Genomic DNA, 15,700 nt, shown 5'->3' with positions numbered 1-15,700 from the left:
AGGGTCACTTATTAATTCGATGATGATGAAGAAGCGGCAGCAGCCGATGCTGCGGCAGTTGCGGCCATGGCGGCCTGCTGGGCGATGATAATATTTGTGATACTGGTTGAGATTGCTGTCGTAAGCACACCGTTCCGCAGATTCTCCACATGTTGAATGGCTACCAGAGCAGACGAGAACAGGAGCAACTCCTGTTTGTCGATTGACCAGGCACCGAAGCCTTTTTGAGTCCGTAACCAGTCATTTGTTTCCGCGACTTCATCCACTAATGAGTCTCTGTCCGAAGGCAGTAGAGAAAGTATCCCGAGAGAGGCTAACGTATAGGTTTTGTCCATTCGAAGATTCCTTTTGCGAAAAGCTTCATTTAAGGCAATCACACGAGCACCTGCATCCGGGGGATCATCTCCAAGAACCAGGACCTGTGTTAACGCCTGCACACTGTTTCTGGAAGAGAACTCTGGTTTTAATTCCCCGTAGAGTTGTTCCATACGTGCCACACCAGTATCTACGTTGAGATCGGAAAGGGCTAACATGGCAGCGAAAATGTAGTCATCCTGTCCAGTGAGGAAACGATGCTCTGCTTTCATGCCGTCATAAAATAATTTGGCCCGCTCCACCGTAGGTTGAAACTGGTCAGGTGATGTCTGAGTAGCGATCTGATAGGCGGCAATAACCAGATAATCAGAGTTGCGAAATTTGATTTCTTTCATCAAGTCATAGACATGCAAGGTGTCTGCCAGTCTTGTCTCTTCATCCGCTGTAAGGGAGAGCATGGTAGCAATGCTAATGACCGAATTACCTCTGAATGTAGAGAAAAGCTTTGTGTTTTGCTTAATCAACTCATGGCTTTGACGAATAGCTTCCCCATCCGCTGTTTTATTCTCCGCTGCATAGAGCAGGGCAGCCAGACGTTGCATCATCGCATGTTGCCATTTGAACGACTCCTTGATGATCTGGGTATTGGAAACAAATAATTCAACTCGTTCTGCATGATGCTGCTGCATAGGCACACCTCCATATTCACTGTTATTCTATAATACCCTTCCAGCTTCCTTCATTCCGTCGGTGTAAACAGATTAGATGATTAGGAATATCAAATGAATTAAAGCAATTATTCCCATAGGGTAGATCAATGATCTGGAGAACCCGTTTTTAAATTCATTTCTAGGATGTTTTTCGAAAAAGAAGTGTAATACGGTATGTATGATGAAAAAGATATCTAACACCCAAAATGTAATGGTCTGATATGAGCTAAAAAGAAGAGAGAGGATGATGGTATACATTGGCAGGTGAATCCAAGTGAAATACCTATAGGCTTTATCATCTTCCATATCTTTTAACACCATAAACAATTTCCACTCGGACCGCCTGATGGCATCCATTTCGTGAAGAAGAAAGAGAGACAGGTTAAACAAAAATAAAACCAGTAAAAAGTCAGGCATGTAAAGTCTCCTTTTCCTATTCAATCTGCTCCTATCTTACTAAAGGTAATTTAATTTGGCAAAATATGAAAAAAAGGTTCACGCTCCGTTCATACGTGCTTGATATGCTCTCGAAAGAAAGCGTAAGGAACAGGTATCAAAAAATATGCGGAGTGGTGGGGGCAAGTCATGTCATCGTTGATAAGAAAGATTTTTGGGAAAATGATTTTACTGGTTTTATTGTTAGGCATGATATTAGGGGCAACTGGATTAGGGACCATGCCACTATCGGCAGCAGTATCCAATCAGGGATTAAATCCGGGTAAATTGGAGCAAGGAGTCGTAGCTAATCTGGAGGATACTGATCAGTTAACGGCATTCATGGATGGGATGATGGATGTGCAAATGCGATCTTTACAGATTCCAGGCGCAGTCATTTCGATTGTGAAGGATGGGAAGATCCTGCTCTCCAAAGGGTACGGACATTCGAACATCGAAGAAAATAAACCCGTTGATCCCCAAACCAGCTTATTTCGAATTGCTTCAACAACAAAGCTGTTCACATGGACCGCCGTGATGCAATTGGTTGAGGCGGGCAAGCTTGATCTTGATACAGATATCAACACTTATCTGAAAACGGTGCAAATACCGAGAACCTATGAGGAACCGATTACGTTGCGCCATCTCATGACCCATACCGCAGGGTTCGAGGAAGGCGGTGTTGGTTATCAGATTACTACCGATCCGGGGAAACTTCCCGTCTCTATTGCTGAAACGATGGCAAAACATATGCCTGCAAGGGTTAAGCCACCAGGAGAGATGCTGTCGTATTCCAATTATGGCGCCTCACTCGCGGGACTTATCGTCGAAGAAGTGAGCGGTGTTGCCTACAATGACTATATACAGAAAAATATATTTGATCCGCTGGGCATGAATTATGCTACGGTAGAGGAGCCTGTTCCAGCGTCTCTGGAACCTTATGCCGCCCTTGGATACGCCCGAGCTAACGGCGAGTTTGTAACCAAACGGCCAACGTATGAGGGAGGATTTCGTCCTGCTGGATCAGCGAGCGTGTCGGCGAACGATATGGCTCATTTTATGATTGCCCATCTTCAAGACGGGCGATATGAAGATAAACAAATGCTCAAGCCGGAAACAGCCAAACTCATGCATTCTCCGGCATTCCAGTTTGATGAACGTTTACCCGCCATGGATCTGGGCTTTTACGAGTTGAATATGAATGGGCTGCGTGTGATCTCTCATGGAGGGGCCGATGAGCTGTTTAATACAGCGCTTTATCTTGTACCGGACAAAAAAGTGGGCATCTTTGTTTCCTATAGTGGAGGGGAAGGCGGAACGGCAGCAGAAGGGTTGGCGCAAGCCTTTTTTGACCGATACTATCCTGTACATGCAACTGAGCAGCCTAATGAAGCTTCTATCGAATTAGGGGAGTCTCTGGAAAAATATGCAGGCTCTTATCAATTTACACGCCGTAATCACACGAAGATCGATAAGTTTTTCAGTTTTCTGACTCAAATCAATATTGAGGTTTCGGATAACCGACTGTTTATTGGAAGTGGTGCAGATCAGCAAGTGTATACTCCGATTGGCGTGAATTTATTCCAGGAGGTCGGAGGGACACATCAGATGGGGTTCCGCACCGATGCAGAGGGCAAGGTCACGTATCTGTTTCTGGATATATTAAACCCAATGCCGCTGGAACCTGCACCGTTAATGAACCAATCGAAGTTCTGGCTCCTCTTGCTCGGCATTTCGGTTGTTCTGTTCATCACTGTATTGCATGGATTTGTTTATCGCAGACGCGAAATCAGAGTGATGCCAAAAGCACAGAAATGGGCAGTTCGACTGTCAGTCGTTACGTCTGTGTGGGCATTGCTAACCTTGGGTGCAACACTTCTGGTGATGAACATGAATCTGATTGATCGGCTTAGCCATATTCCACTATCTTTACGTCTCTATCTGTTTATGCCGGTTATCCTTGTAGGGTTGACTGCGGCAATATTCATCATGAGCGTCCTGGCATGGAAAAACCAATATTGGACGTTACTGAAGCGTGTGCATTATACGTTCGTAATGGTAGCAGCGGTGATCTTGAGTTTATTTTTCTATCATTGGAACCTGCTGGGCTGGCATTTTGGTTGAAGACTTCCTCCCAAGTGGAAGAAACAAGATAGATATCGGAGGCATACATTTGATATGACCAAAATCCTAGTTGTGGATGACGATGTGCATATTCGTGAGCTGATCACCTTGTTTTTGCGTAATGAAGGATTCGAGATTGTGGTAGCTAAGGACGGTGCGGAAGCACTGGAGATTGTGGGGAAATCCCCAATTGATCTGGTTATCCTTGATATTATGATGCCGCGATTGGATGGTTGGGAATTATGCAGGGAGATCCGGCGTATGGATCTGAATATGCCATTGCTAATGGTCACGGTAAAAGGGGAATCGGCCCAGAAAGTAAAGGGATTTCAGTTGGGAACAGATGATTATTTGACAAAACCCTTTGATCCGCTGGAACTTGTGATGCGAGTAAAAGCTTTGCTGAAACGTTACTTGATTGTCTCCTCCCAGACCATTCAACTAGGGGGCATTATGCTGAATCGACGCAGCTTTCAAGTGATTCGTGGAGAGGAAACAATCAATTTGCCTTTAAAAGAGTTTGAATTGCTGTTCATGCTGGCAAACCAGCCTGGGCAGATTTTTACCCGGGAACAGTTAATCATTAAGATCTGGGGAAGTGACTATGAAGGAGATGACCGGACAGTTGATGTTCATATCAAGCGACTACGTGAAAAATTCGCTGGTGATGCACACCATTTTCAGATTGAAACGGCTCGTAGTCTGGGCTACCGGTTAGTCATCACATGATCAAAACCTTATATGTTCGTATTATTTGCACGTTTCTGGTCGTCATTGTTTTCAGCTTGCTGACCTCTTTCTTCATGGGGATCTTCCTTTTCAAAAAGGAAGTAAATCATATCGGTCAGAATGACATGATTTCTGTAGGGGAGGAACTGATCCGTCTATATGAGCAAACGCAACCTGAGGACAGGGATGCTTTCATCAAAAGTATGGTGAAAGTGTCCACCTATCCCATTCATCTATATGACGTTTCGGGTAACGTAACCTATTATGACCTAGACCATACAGAGACCGTTGAAATCGCACCAGAAGTGGTTCAAAAGGTGTTGCAGGGTCAGGTCTATCGTTCTCCCGGAGAAGTGGAGCAGACGTTCATCGGTCTTCCTTTTCCATACAAAGGGGAACCACAAGCCATGTTTATGCAGTATTCTCCGCAGAACGAAAATATCATTAATCGGATGATTTTGCTGGTGTTATTGCTTGCACTGTTGATCGGGAGTTTTTGTATCCTTATTGCTGCAAGGTATTTGGTAAAGCCGATCCAGGTGTTGACGCGGGCAACCAAACGACTGGCGAAGGGTGATTTTAATGTGGAAATCCAAACAAAGCGCGTGGACGAAATGGGAGCATTGACGCAGAGTTTCAATGAAATGGCGAGTGAGCTTAAACAGCTGGAACAGATGAGACAGGATTTTGTTTCCAATGTATCGCACGAGATTCAAACGCCGCTGACCTCTATTTCCGGTTTTGCCATGGCGTTGAAAAACAGCAGCCTGGTCGCTGAGGCCGATCGTAACTATTACCTCGATATCATTATTACGGAGAGTGGACGACTATCCAGACTAAGTGATAATCTGCTGGAGCTTGCGTCTCTGGATTCCGATCATCATCCGTTCGAGACAACCACCTATAATCTTGATGAGCAAATCAGGCAAGTGGTGGTGACTTGCGAGCCTCAATGGTCAGCCAAAGGCATTCGAATTCACTTAGAATTGGCGGACGGTATCAAAATCAGGGCAGATCGGGATCAGCTTAACCAAGTGTGGATGAATTTACTAGGCAACAGCATTAAGTTTACTCCCGTGGGTGGGCATATCGAAATACGCACGAGCCAGTCGGTAGATGGAATCATTTTCACGATAACCGATTCGGGCATTGGAATAGCACCAGAGCAACTGGATTATGTTTTCGAGCGGTTTTATAAAACAGACCTGTCACGCGATCGTAGCATCAGTGGTAACGGTCTGGGTCTCGCCATTGTCAAAAAAATCGTGATGCTTCATCACGGAACTGTCGAAATGAAAAGTCAGGTGGGCATGGGGACAACGGTGATCGTTCATTTACCTTCCGGATGATTACAAAAATGATTGTAGAGCTGCCAAAGATATTTTTCTGGCAGCTCTTTTTTTATGGGTTTTCAGATCCCTATTCCAGTGGCGATAAAAATCAGGATTATTCTGTTTGCAATAAATCATCAGGGGTTATCCTAATCATGTCAGGTGAGGGCATGAGGAGAGGCACCTTTTTCATGTAAAAGTCCTGTTTAGCTGATCTTCCTCACATTCCTTGTTGTATTTCTGCGACACATCTCGTACAATTTGGTGGAGTAATTCTGCATTGCGTTAATGTGAATGTGAAAATTAAAGATTACATCAGGAAGCTGTACACAAGAAAAGGGGAGAATCGTTTGGAATCAAAGCAACTATCTAGAGGGCTAAAACCCCGCCATGTAGAGCTGATTGCACTCGGAGGTACAATCGGCGTTGGTTTGTTCATGGGATCGGCAAGTACGATCAAATGGGCAGGTCCATCCGTGCTGCTGGCTTATTTATTGGCTGGTATCGTTATCTTTTTTGTCATGCGCATTATGGGTGAAATGTTGATTCAGGAGCCGGTAACCGGTTCGTTTGCTACATTTGCTCACAAATATATTAGTCCGCTTGCCGGATTCCTGACCGCCTGGAGCTACTGGTTCCTATGGGTTACGGTTGGTATGGCGGAAGTTACGGCGATTGGTATCTATGTCGGGTATTGGTTCCCGGATATTCCACAGTGGCTGCCGGCACTTGCTGGGGTGCTCATCATTGCGGCGGCAAATCTGGCGGCTGTGAAGTTCTATGGGGAATTTGAATTCTGGTTTGCGATGATCAAAGTGACGGCAATTGTTGCGATGATCGTGATCGGAACAGGTCTGATCTTCTTCGGCTGGGGGAACGGAGGACAGCCAATCGGGCTGTCAAATCTATTTAGCCATGGCGGATTCTTCCCTGGAGGGATCAAAGGTTTCCTCTTTGCGCTGTGTATCGTAACGGCTGCGTATCAAGGGGTGGAGATGGTCGGCATTACAGCAGGCGAAGCGGAAAATCCGAAATACACCTTGCGTAAAGCGATCAAAAATATCGTGTGGCGTATTCTTATTTTCTACGTCGGAGCTATATTCGTTATCGTAACCTTGTACCCTTGGAACGAAGTAGGCGAGACGGGCAGCCCGTTTGTGCTCACCTTTGCCAAAGTTGGTATTGTTGCTGCAGCGGGGATCATTAACTTTGTGGTGCTCACGGCGGCCATGTCGGGATGTAACAGCGGGATCTACAGTGCAGGACGGATGTTATACACACTGGCTGAGAACGGGCAGGCACCTGCCTTTTTCAAAAAGCTGTCCAAAGGTGGGGTTCCCCGCAACAGTATCGTCATTACAATCTCCTTGTTGCTGATTGGGGTTGTGCTGAACTACCTGATGCCGGACTCCAAGCTGTTCCTGTACATCTACAGTGCAAGTGTTCTTCCGGGTATGGTTCCATGGTTCGCGCTGGCGTTCAGCCAGTTCCGATTCAGAAAGCGTTGGGACAACGAGATGGCGGATCATAACTTCAAGTCCAAATGGTTCCCGATCAGCAATTACATTATTATTGTGTATTTGATCCTCGTCATTATCGGTATGGCGTTTAACCCGGATACGCGCTTGCCTCTGGTTGTTGGAGCTACGTTTATGGCAATCGTGGTGGCAGGATATTTCGCATTTGGCATTGGCAAAAGACAACAGATAGATGGCGGCGAAGATCGCTAGTATCGTATTCCAAAGTCAATTTTTATCGTAATATCCTACATGCATTCCTTGAAACGACTGGAGAACCTGAGGGTGATTCAGCGTCATTCAGGGAGTGCATTTTTTTTTCGCAAAATTCATACTTGAATCTCCTGTAACTGGAGGTTTTAAGATTGGAGGCAGACAAGGGGGCATACATCTTATGAGGATAGTAGAATGGATTTATCTTATTTTTAACCTGCTTATGTTCGTGGGGGTAATCGGGATTGGGAGAGAGCATCAACATTTTCGGAAAATGGTATGGGGTGGATTCGTCATATCGGGTGTGCTGTTGATCGTCCATAGTGTGGTCGAAGGACTTCGTTGGCCGATGATTCCGGCGTATCTGCTCACGTTGGTTCCACTGGTTGTGTTAGTTACACAGGCAAGACGCCAGCAAAAGTCAGGTGCAACTTCGCTGAATAGTAAATGTTCCGAGGCGCCATCTTCCACATCGACTGTGGCAGGGAAATTCAGACGTGTTCGAATCATTGCAACGTCTCTCCTAGTGTTGGGATACTCTATTGTAAGCATTGGCTTGCCGCTACTGTTCCCGGTGTTTTCGTTTGCCAAGCCAACAGGTCCTTATGGAATCGGAACGGTATCCTACGATTGGACAGATAACAGCCGTGAGGAGTTGCTGACGAGTTCTGCCGGTGATCAACGGGAGCTGATGGTACAGATCTGGTACCCAACGAATCCAGACGCAGAGGGCGCAACAGCTCCTTATGTTAATAAACCGGAGATCTACGGGAAAGCCTTCAATGAAGTGCTGAAACTGCCAAAGCTTTTATTTTCCAGTCTGAGTCAGGTCAAAACACATGCGATACAGGAAGCTCAGTTGTCTGATGCCGAAGCCAAGTATCCGGTTGTTCTTTTCTCTCATGGTCTGCATGGGTATGAAGATCAGAATACGTTCCAGGTCGAGCAGCTGGTGAGTCAAGGATACGTCGTTGTAGGCATTAATCACACGTACAGCAGTCTGGTATCCGTATTCCCGGATGGACGTGTGGCGCAATTTGAATCCGAAGGAAAAGAAGGCTTTGAACAGCTGCAATTCAGTTACATGGACAAGTTGAATGAGACATGGGTGAAGGATGCACAGTTTGTACTGGATGAGGTAGAGAAGTTGGGTACGGGAGATCCGAGCGGACGCTTTACCGGACGTATGGATCTGGACAATATCGGCATGTTTGGGCATTCATTTGGCGGAGCAACGACAGTACAGATGTTAATGGATGATCCACGTGTGAAAGCAGGCATGAATATGGACGGTGTATTGTTTGGCGAGAAACGTATCCCTGCGGAAGGCGTGGGCAAGCCGTTCCTGATGATGAGTGCAGATTCAACCGTTGCAGGCACAAGTGTGATGAGTGACGAGGAAATTGCTGCGATGGGCACGACCCGTCCGGAAGCCGAGAAATATTACGAGGAAGTGTACGAGCGCTATGAGCCGGTAACCGCAGGAGGGAACTTCTGGATGGAGCTGACCAACACCAAACATCTGAGTTTCTCCGACCTCTACCTGATCTCTCCACTGCTCGAATGGACGCAGGGTGTAGATGCGCGGGGGACACAACAGTTGGTTAACGATACAACGATTGATTTCTTCAACCACTACTTGAAAGGGCAACCGCTCCATATGGACACGGAAGTGGGAGAACATGAATCCTATTCGTTGAAAAAAGGCTAAACGTATAAATGGAAGGAGACTGAAGTTCAGTCTTCTTCCATTTGTTTTAAACGTAACCGCATGCCCTCCTGCAACAGGTTAATGCCATCTACAATTTGGCTCCATTCGGGATTCATCACCTTGCACAGCTTGTTAAAACGCAGAATGCGATCGGTCACAGAGTCCAGCATATATCGGGCCTGTTTACTAAAAAATACTTCAGGTGTTTCAGCATGCTCGACACTTGCATACATCAACACAAAGTCCCACACCATGCTTTGCACAGCAGGGCTATCGATTGCCCAACGCTTGTCCAGCGCTTCGGTAGTGCGAATGCGAATAGCCTCCATTTTTTTCACCCAGACATCCGCTTCGACTTGTGGCTGATTCGCCATAATGAAGAACGGAATCTCCAACCTAGCCAGATCAGCCCAATAGGCCGGATCGTTGATCAGTTCCTGAATTTCCTTCCAGGCCAGTGTTTGCTGGGCCGTCAGTTTCGTATCTTTCATCATGTATTTATCGAAAAAGTGCAGAAACGACACTCTCCACTCCTGCGGAATGTTGTCCAGCAGATGGGATTCATCCACCTTGGCAGCAACAAATTGTTTTCGTCTGCTCGCATTGGCCGATAGCGATTCTACCAGATTGGAGATGTAGGTAAGAGACTGTTCCGAATGCAGTGAAGTGTCTTCTTCATTTTGCTTCGCTTGCTGCAAAATGGAGAGCATGGAATTCATCGTGCCGATCTGGGTTTCCAAGGCTTCAATCTGTAGATCCAGTGCCTGTGCTACCGCCAGTTCACCCGACATGAGTTTTCGAATATCCGGTATGCTGAAATTCAAATAACGAAGTGTTGTAATGAGTTCGAGTTGCCACAGGTCTTGCGTTGTATAGAGCCGATGCCCACCTTCCGTATGACTGGAGGGTTGTAACAGTTCAATCTCATCGTAATAACGGATCGTTTTCACCGTGGAGCCGATCAGTTTGGCTGCTTCACCGATGGAATAGGGTTCTTTGTTTGCATTCAACGAGATCACCTCATGATTCATTATACAACCTCCTGTCACTGGAGATTCAATGTTAGACGACTGTCATGGAATTCTGGCGGGCTTAGTTTAAATTCCACCCATCTCGGTTACAAAGGAAAGAGTGCAACTTTTATGAAAACAACTTCTGATAATAAATTTAACATTTACATGATAACGAAGAGCACAGAAATAACCTGAAGAAACGGAGTGTTCGCCTAAAAGCTTTCTGCAAGAAAGCTACATCGGAAGCATACGCTATTACCAGATTTTCCCCTTATATAAGGGGAGAAAAAAATCTGGGGATAACAGCAATCGGGAGGTTATTCTGTGATCGCAGTGATCAATGTAAATAACCAAGGAGGAAATTGAACATGGCTAATCAAGACCAGCACACCATGAAAGATCCAACGACACAATATCCGAAGGCTACACCAGAGTGGAAACAGCAACAGGATGAGCCGGGGCTCCAGCGTGAGATGACCCCTGTTCCCGATGCGGGTGAGAAAAGTTATAAAGGCAGCGGACGATTAACGGGACGCAAAGCGGTTGTGACCGGAGCCGACAGCGGAATTGGCCGGGCGGCAGCGATTGCGTTTGCCCGTGAAGGTGCAGATGTCGTTCTGGCTTATCTGCCGGAAGAGGAAGCAGATGCACAGGAAGTTGTGAAGCTGATTGAGGAAGCCGGTCGCAAAGCAATTACGATGCCAGGTGACCTGAAGGATGAGAAATACTGTGAAGAACTCATTGAATCTGCGGTAAAAGAGCTTGGCGGGATTGATATCCTTGCTAACGTGGCAGGTAAACAGCAGTTTGTGGAGCAGATTGCGGATCTGACCACCGAGCAGTTCGATGCAACGTTCAAAACAAATGTCTATTCCATGTTCTGGCTCTGCAAAGCAGCTGTGAAACACATGAAGCCGGGCAGCTCCATTATCAACACATCATCGATTCAGGCGTACAAACCTTCGCCAATCCTGCTGGATTATGCAACAACGAAGGCATCCATTAACACGTTCAGCAAAGCGCTAGCCCAACAGGTGGGTAGCAAAGGGATACGTGTCAACGTTGTTGCACCAGGACCGGTATGGACACCGCTCCAGGTCGTGGGTGGACAACCAGTCGATAAGCTGGCCGATTTTGGCTCCAATACACCGCTTGGTCGGGCAGGACAACCTGCGGAGATGGCTCCGGCATTTGTGTTCCTGGCAAGCCAGGAATCCAGCTATGTGAGCGGTGAGACACTGAATGCAAATGGCGGTACGGTTAGTCCGTAAATAGTTTCAGGTAATCCGATCAGGGTATTAGAGGATACGGTCTCCGAATTGGGGGCGGTATCCTCTTTTTTGTCATTAAGATGAGAGAAATAAAATATTTTTATATATGAAAGCGTTCTTATATAAAACAGGAAAGCTACATGGTAATATATTCAAGAACATGATCTTCGCTCCCAGCTCTGCGAGTGCGTTGCTTATACAATGAATCTGTTCAGATCAATACACTATGCCTAGGAATCGAAGGAGGAATTCTGTAATGGCCAAGAATGTACTTAAACTAGGTGACCCTGTCATAAGCACGTACACATCATATGGGACATTAACATCCGTTATGCACGAAGATTTATGGCCATGGATTTTCAATAACTTTATACAAATCAGATATGCACATGAATGGGGAATTTTTTCGTTTGATTCTCATCAGTTTCTGCTAAGTACCTGTCCGGGAATTTCCTTTTACAATCTGCCACAAGAAATTGTAATTAGCAAATGGGGAACATCACTTAAGCAAGTGATTACGGAAGCGATAGATATGGGATATTATCTATATATTTACGCAGACAGATACTACATTGCGTGTACAGACTATTATCAAAAGGAACATCTCATGCATGAATTATTGGTGTATGGGTATGACCTGGATCAAAATTTGATATACATTGCTGATAATCTTGATGATGGTAAATTCATACAAAGCGTATGTAGTCTGGATGAACTTGAGAAAGGCTACTGGACCATGTCTAATGAGTACAGTTTTTGGACAGAAGTGAGATTCCTCAAGCCAATTCAGAATATCAATTATGCAATTCATGTGGAGCAGATTATAACGGCGATGGAAAACTATCTTAACTCAAGCGAGACATATGACTTAGTGAGAGATCAGAAATACGATTTTGGAATGCAAGCCATTCAACGCATCTTTACCGACATTGAGCAGGCAGCCCTAGTTGGAGAAACATTGGATTCACGGGTCTTTCATCTTTTGTATGAACATAAGCTACTAATGGAGTTACGTTTATCTTATTTAATGGAGAAATTAATCATTGAGCCAGATGCAACTTTTATGGAATTAAGCACTGTTCTGAAACAGGACTACTTTAAATTGAGAAATATAGTTCTGAAGTACAATATAACGCGTGATACAAGTACACTCAGTAAAATAAGTGAGAGATTACAAGAGAATCTCATGAAAGAGAAAGCATTTATTTCTTCTTTTATTACCAGATTACAACAGGTTAAATCAATGGCTTGAAGTCATCTAACAATAGACAAAAAATCCCCTTTGCTTGTTAGAAAGCAAAGGGGATTCCTGTGTAACTAAGTTACTTCTGCTCTGGTTTCGGGTCCAGAATGGCATAACTGCCTAGCGTGGCTAATTGTGCTGTATTCAGAAGGGCTTCATCCACTGCAGCGAGGGCTTCACCGGCAGCTGTCATCAGCTCATCAGAGTCAACAGGTGAGGCGAAACGGAGAATGACCCGGTTCTCTCCTTTTTTGAGTTCACTCTCAGCCTTGGTTTTGTACTCATTAATGGACGCGACTTCGAGACCATTCTGTACATAATAATCATTGGCACCGCTATCGCCATTAAACATCGCGAGCTCGGAATCAAGCCAGTAATCTTGATCCGCTATCGTTTTCTGACTTGCAGCAGTCTCATCATTGGCATTGTACAGGAAATACGGGATGCCGGAGTTCGTCAGGTTGTTGGTGGCATCTACATGGAACCATTCGTTCCCGATTTTGACCTTGTTCCATGCATGTGGAACGCCGCTGGAAGCGCCCGTTACAACGATACTTTCCAATCCCGAGAGATCGGAGAGCAATTTGTAAACGGAAGCATAGCTGGCACATACCCCAACCCCTTTGACCAGAATACCGTATGTGGTAAACGAGTCATTGAACTGCGGATCGACATTTTTGAAGTTGTTTTGCTCCGCATTTTCCAGTGCTGCATCATCATACTTCGCGTTATCGTTCAGATAATCGTAGATGGCTTTACGTTTCTCATCTTCGTTCATACCATTCTTAATAATGGAAGCAACAACTTCGTTCGCTTTAGCAATAATCTCATCTTGCTTCTTCTGGATACCACTAGCCGATTCATTGTAATAAATGGAAAGGGTAAGTGTACCATAGTTGTATTCGAAACCTTCCACACCAAGAATCAATGGATTCTGGTACATCACTTTCAGAACAACATCTGAGAGTGTCGTGAAATTTTGAGCTTCGGGGAAAGCTTTTAACGAAATTTTATCTTGTGCTGCAATCATATTTTTGGCTAAAACTTCTTCCAATGCGGAATCTGCATTGATCATTGCATCGCCTGTAGCAGGCTGTGGCACGGTTTCCTGATTACCTTGTTCTACATTTTGCTGTGTATTGGATTTCTGCTCATCTACCAGGTTGTCTTCTTCAGCTTCAGGAGCTGGAGCAGGTGTTTCATTGGAAGTTTCTTCAGAAGCCATATCTGAAGAATTATCAGAAGTATCATCGGAAGCCTCAGTAGATAGAGGATCAGTTGCATCTTCTGACGTTCCAGTGTCGGTTGTAGATTCTGTAGTTGGAGTTTCCGAAGCCGGTGCTTCTTCTGTTTCCATTGCAGACTCAGGTGCATCATGATTGTTGATAATCGTTGGCACATCAGGTGCAGGGACGTAAGGTGTGTTATTCTTTGGTTCCACCAGACCGTTGCTGGACTCGGCTACGGTTTGCTGAGTGAGTCTGTCCAGGTCTGCTTGGGTCACATTTTCTACACGTACGTAACTTTTCAGAGCTGTTCCTTTAATGTGAAAAGGAATATTTGTTTCATTGAACTCTGAAATCTCTACGCTTTTGGTATCATAGACAATGGTTTCACGGGCTAGAGATCCGTCATTGTACTCAACTGTTGCTTTCTGAGGAAGTACATCTATATTCTTTAATTTCTCCATATACAATTGTTCTTTCAAAGCTGTTGGTAACTGGGAAGCAAGCGGAGCTGTAGGGACACCTCTGCTAAAATTGGATTCTTTGCCTCCACCGATTGCAGTGACGTAATATTCTCCTCGTAAACCATGGTTCTGATGAGAAGTTATCAGTTCCTTATAAGTGCCGAGCCCGCCTTTTCCATCTTTCATAAAATCATTGAAAGACGTTTCTGTCGTTACCGCAATATCTAAAGGCAGACTATTACTGAAAGCGTCCTCTGCGCCAGTTAGAGGTACATTTGTATCGAAATTGGTTAGGTCAGAACGTTCATAAATTTTATATTCGGTTGCACCCTCAACCTTGTCCCAGACCAACGTTAACCGTCTGTCTTTATCAATCTCGTATCTTAGGTTGGGCACAGGCAACTCCGATTTCACTGTAAACGGAATAATGATGGGTTGATCGAGCAGGGTTAGCTTCTCGGCATCCGGATCATAATTCAGACGAATGTAATAAATGGGGGCACCGCCCCAAGAGCCTTGATCCTTGTTCTTCATGGAATCTGAGGTTAAAACGCCCCACCCAAGAGGCCTAATAGAAACGTTGTTGCCATTGGTATCGCGAAGGGCATGTACATCGCTTGCTTTGAGTGCTTTAATATCGGTATGTACACTTATAATGTCAATAGCTGACAGGTTATTCTTCCGTAAATCTGCTTTAAACTTGAACGTAAATTCTTCATCCTGAGCTACGTTGTACATCGGCATGATCGCTTGTTCCGATTCAGAGCCGTATTTCTGCTTCAAACTTAAAATGGTAGAACCTTCTACTATTTCTGTTGGATTATTTTCGGACGGACTGCTTTCCTGCTCAGTACTCTGGCATCCAGCCAGTAACAGGGTGAGCGCAAACATAATGAAAAATAGACGTTTCATGATACACCGCTTTCTTGTTTTTCTGAGTTGCTCTAATGGCTACGTTTCTACACACCGAAAGACTAACAAAATTGGTTAAAACCCATACACGAACCTCTTAACAGCCAAACCTCCTATTAATTTCCTAATATCCTTTGCTAGTTTATGGTCATATTGACGCATTGTCAAGGTGAGAGGGTAGGTTTTAAGTCCTGTAGAACAATAGAACAGTTGTAATTCTGTAGCGGGGGGACCATGTTAAAATACAAGAGTTACTACATATTTATATATAATAGAAGAATAATTGAAATTGCCAGTGCGGTATACCGAGTGGAAAACGAACAAATTGCAGAGTATTGGATTCAGATCGACAGAATGGGCATCGAGAAACAATTGGAACGTAATCGGAGCTGAGTTTCTCAGCTCTTTTTTAGTTTTCAGTTCTTTGTAAGCGTTCCCGTGTTATAATGGACTAAGTTGTATACAAGTTACCTAAAACGTTTTCTG

The 15,700-nt window shown here is 44.9% G+C and carries 11 protein-coding genes and 1 pseudogene; 8 read left to right on the top strand and 4 right to left on the bottom strand.

Annotated elements, in window-relative coordinates; translation table 11 throughout:
- Positions 1 to 11: 11 nt before the first annotated feature.
- Entirely contained in the window at positions 12 to 1,004 is a 993-nt protein-coding gene (locus C161_RS03770) for a DUF4003 family protein (protein ID WP_036668320.1), read from the bottom strand.
- Between the two features lie 72 nt (positions 1,005 to 1,076).
- Complete coding sequence (locus tag C161_RS33415; RefSeq protein WP_017690584.1) at positions 1,077 to 1,442, bottom strand: DUF6713 family protein; 366 nt, start codon at positions 1,440 to 1,442, stop codon at positions 1,077 to 1,079.
- Between the two features lie 168 nt (positions 1,443 to 1,610).
- Here C161_RS33415 and C161_RS03760 point away from each other — a divergent pair, with 168 nt between their 5' ends.
- The 5 genes from C161_RS03760 (at position 1,611) to C161_RS03740 (ending at position 9,085) form a co-directional block, all read left to right on the top strand.
- Positions 1,611 to 3,584, top strand: coding sequence for a serine hydrolase domain-containing protein (locus tag C161_RS03760; RefSeq protein WP_036668319.1), 1,974 nt, complete (start codon positions 1,611 to 1,613; stop codon positions 3,582 to 3,584).
- A 54-nt stretch (positions 3,585 to 3,638) separates the two neighbouring features.
- Positions 3,639 to 4,313 carry a response regulator transcription factor gene (locus tag C161_RS03755; RefSeq protein WP_036605998.1) on the top strand — a complete coding sequence of 225 codons (675 nt, stop codon included), beginning with the start codon at positions 3,639 to 3,641 and terminating at the stop codon, positions 4,311 to 4,313.
- Complete coding sequence (locus C161_RS03750; RefSeq protein WP_036668318.1) at positions 4,310 to 5,662, top strand: sensor histidine kinase; 1,353 nt, start codon at positions 4,310 to 4,312, stop codon at positions 5,660 to 5,662. The genes C161_RS03755 and C161_RS03750 overlap by 4 nt, the downstream gene beginning before the upstream one ends.
- A 332-nt stretch (positions 5,663 to 5,994) precedes the next feature.
- Positions 5,995 to 7,374: an amino acid permease gene (locus C161_RS03745; RefSeq protein WP_036668316.1), complete on the top strand. Its 1,380-nt coding sequence runs from the start codon at positions 5,995 to 5,997 to the stop codon at positions 7,372 to 7,374.
- 181 nt (positions 7,375 to 7,555) lie between these two features.
- A complete protein-coding gene (locus C161_RS03740) occupies positions 7,556 to 9,085 on the top strand; it encodes an alpha/beta hydrolase family protein (protein WP_036668315.1) in 1,530 nt (509 codons plus the stop codon).
- Between the two features lie 26 nt (positions 9,086 to 9,111).
- Here the strand turns inward: C161_RS03740 and C161_RS03735 are convergent, their stop codons facing one another.
- Positions 9,112 to 10,116, bottom strand: coding sequence for a MerR family transcriptional regulator (locus C161_RS03735; protein WP_051449568.1), 1,005 nt, complete (start codon positions 10,114 to 10,116; stop codon positions 9,112 to 9,114).
- Between the two features lie 350 nt (positions 10,117 to 10,466).
- On the opposite strand from C161_RS03735, the gene C161_RS03730 reads away from it, so the two are divergent.
- Together C161_RS03730 and C161_RS03725 are read left to right on the top strand one after the other, a co-directional pair.
- Positions 10,467 to 11,369, top strand: a complete 903-nt coding sequence (locus tag C161_RS03730) for an SDR family oxidoreductase (RefSeq protein ID WP_036668313.1) — start codon at positions 10,467 to 10,469, stop codon at positions 11,367 to 11,369.
- A 256-nt stretch (positions 11,370 to 11,625) separates the two neighbouring features.
- Complete coding sequence (locus C161_RS03725; protein ID WP_036668311.1) at positions 11,626 to 12,621, top strand: hypothetical protein; 996 nt, start codon at positions 11,626 to 11,628, stop codon at positions 12,619 to 12,621.
- A 70-nt stretch (positions 12,622 to 12,691) separates the two neighbouring features.
- Here C161_RS03725 and C161_RS31355 read toward each other — a convergent pair whose 3' ends face one another.
- Positions 12,692 to 15,214 (bottom strand): transglutaminase domain-containing protein, encoded by a 2,523-nt coding sequence (locus C161_RS31355; RefSeq protein WP_051449567.1) that lies wholly within the window; start codon positions 15,212 to 15,214, stop codon positions 12,692 to 12,694.
- A 279-nt stretch (positions 15,215 to 15,493) separates the two neighbouring features.
- Here C161_RS31355 and C161_RS32895 point away from each other — a divergent pair.
- A pseudogene (locus C161_RS32895) lies at positions 15,494 to 15,607 on the top strand (ester cyclase); the annotation flags it as partial.
- Positions 15,608 to 15,700: the final 93 nt, after the last annotated feature.

The organism is Paenibacillus sp. FSL R5-192 (genome assembly GCF_000517845.1).
In the GTDB taxonomy this organism is placed as follows: domain Bacteria; phylum Bacillota; class Bacilli; order Paenibacillales; family Paenibacillaceae; genus Paenibacillus; species Paenibacillus amylolyticus.
Note: the sequence above shows the minus strand (reverse complement) of the source record. Positions and strands in the feature narration are given on the sequence as shown.

What these genes read in the sequence shown, in the direction of transcription:
- C161_RS03735 (WP_051449568.1), bottom strand. Translation starts at nt 10,116, where the DNA reads ATGAATCATGAGGTGATCTCGTTGAATGCAAACAAAGAACCCTATTCC.
- C161_RS03760 (WP_036668319.1), top strand. Translation starts at nt 1,611, where the DNA reads ATGTCATCGTTGATAAGAAAGATTTTTGGGAAAATGATTTTACTGGTT.
- C161_RS03750 (WP_036668318.1), top strand. Translation starts at nt 4,310, where the DNA reads ATGATCAAAACCTTATATGTTCGTATTATTTGCACGTTTCTGGTCGTC.
- C161_RS03740 (WP_036668315.1), top strand. Translation starts at nt 7,556, where the DNA reads ATGAGGATAGTAGAATGGATTTATCTTATTTTTAACCTGCTTATGTTC.
- C161_RS03755 (WP_036605998.1), top strand. Translation starts at nt 3,639, where the DNA reads ATGACCAAAATCCTAGTTGTGGATGACGATGTGCATATTCGTGAGCTG.
- C161_RS03770 (WP_036668320.1), bottom strand. Translation starts at nt 1,004, where the DNA reads ATGCAGCAGCATCATGCAGAACGAGTTGAATTATTTGTTTCCAATACC.
- C161_RS03725 (WP_036668311.1), top strand. Translation starts at nt 11,626, where the DNA reads ATGGCCAAGAATGTACTTAAACTAGGTGACCCTGTCATAAGCACGTAC.
- C161_RS33415 (WP_017690584.1), bottom strand. Translation starts at nt 1,442, where the DNA reads ATGCCTGACTTTTTACTGGTTTTATTTTTGTTTAACCTGTCTCTCTTT.
- C161_RS03730 (WP_036668313.1), top strand. Translation starts at nt 10,467, where the DNA reads ATGGCTAATCAAGACCAGCACACCATGAAAGATCCAACGACACAATAT.
- C161_RS31355 (WP_051449567.1), bottom strand. Translation starts at nt 15,214, where the DNA reads ATGAAACGTCTATTTTTCATTATGTTTGCGCTCACCCTGTTACTGGCT.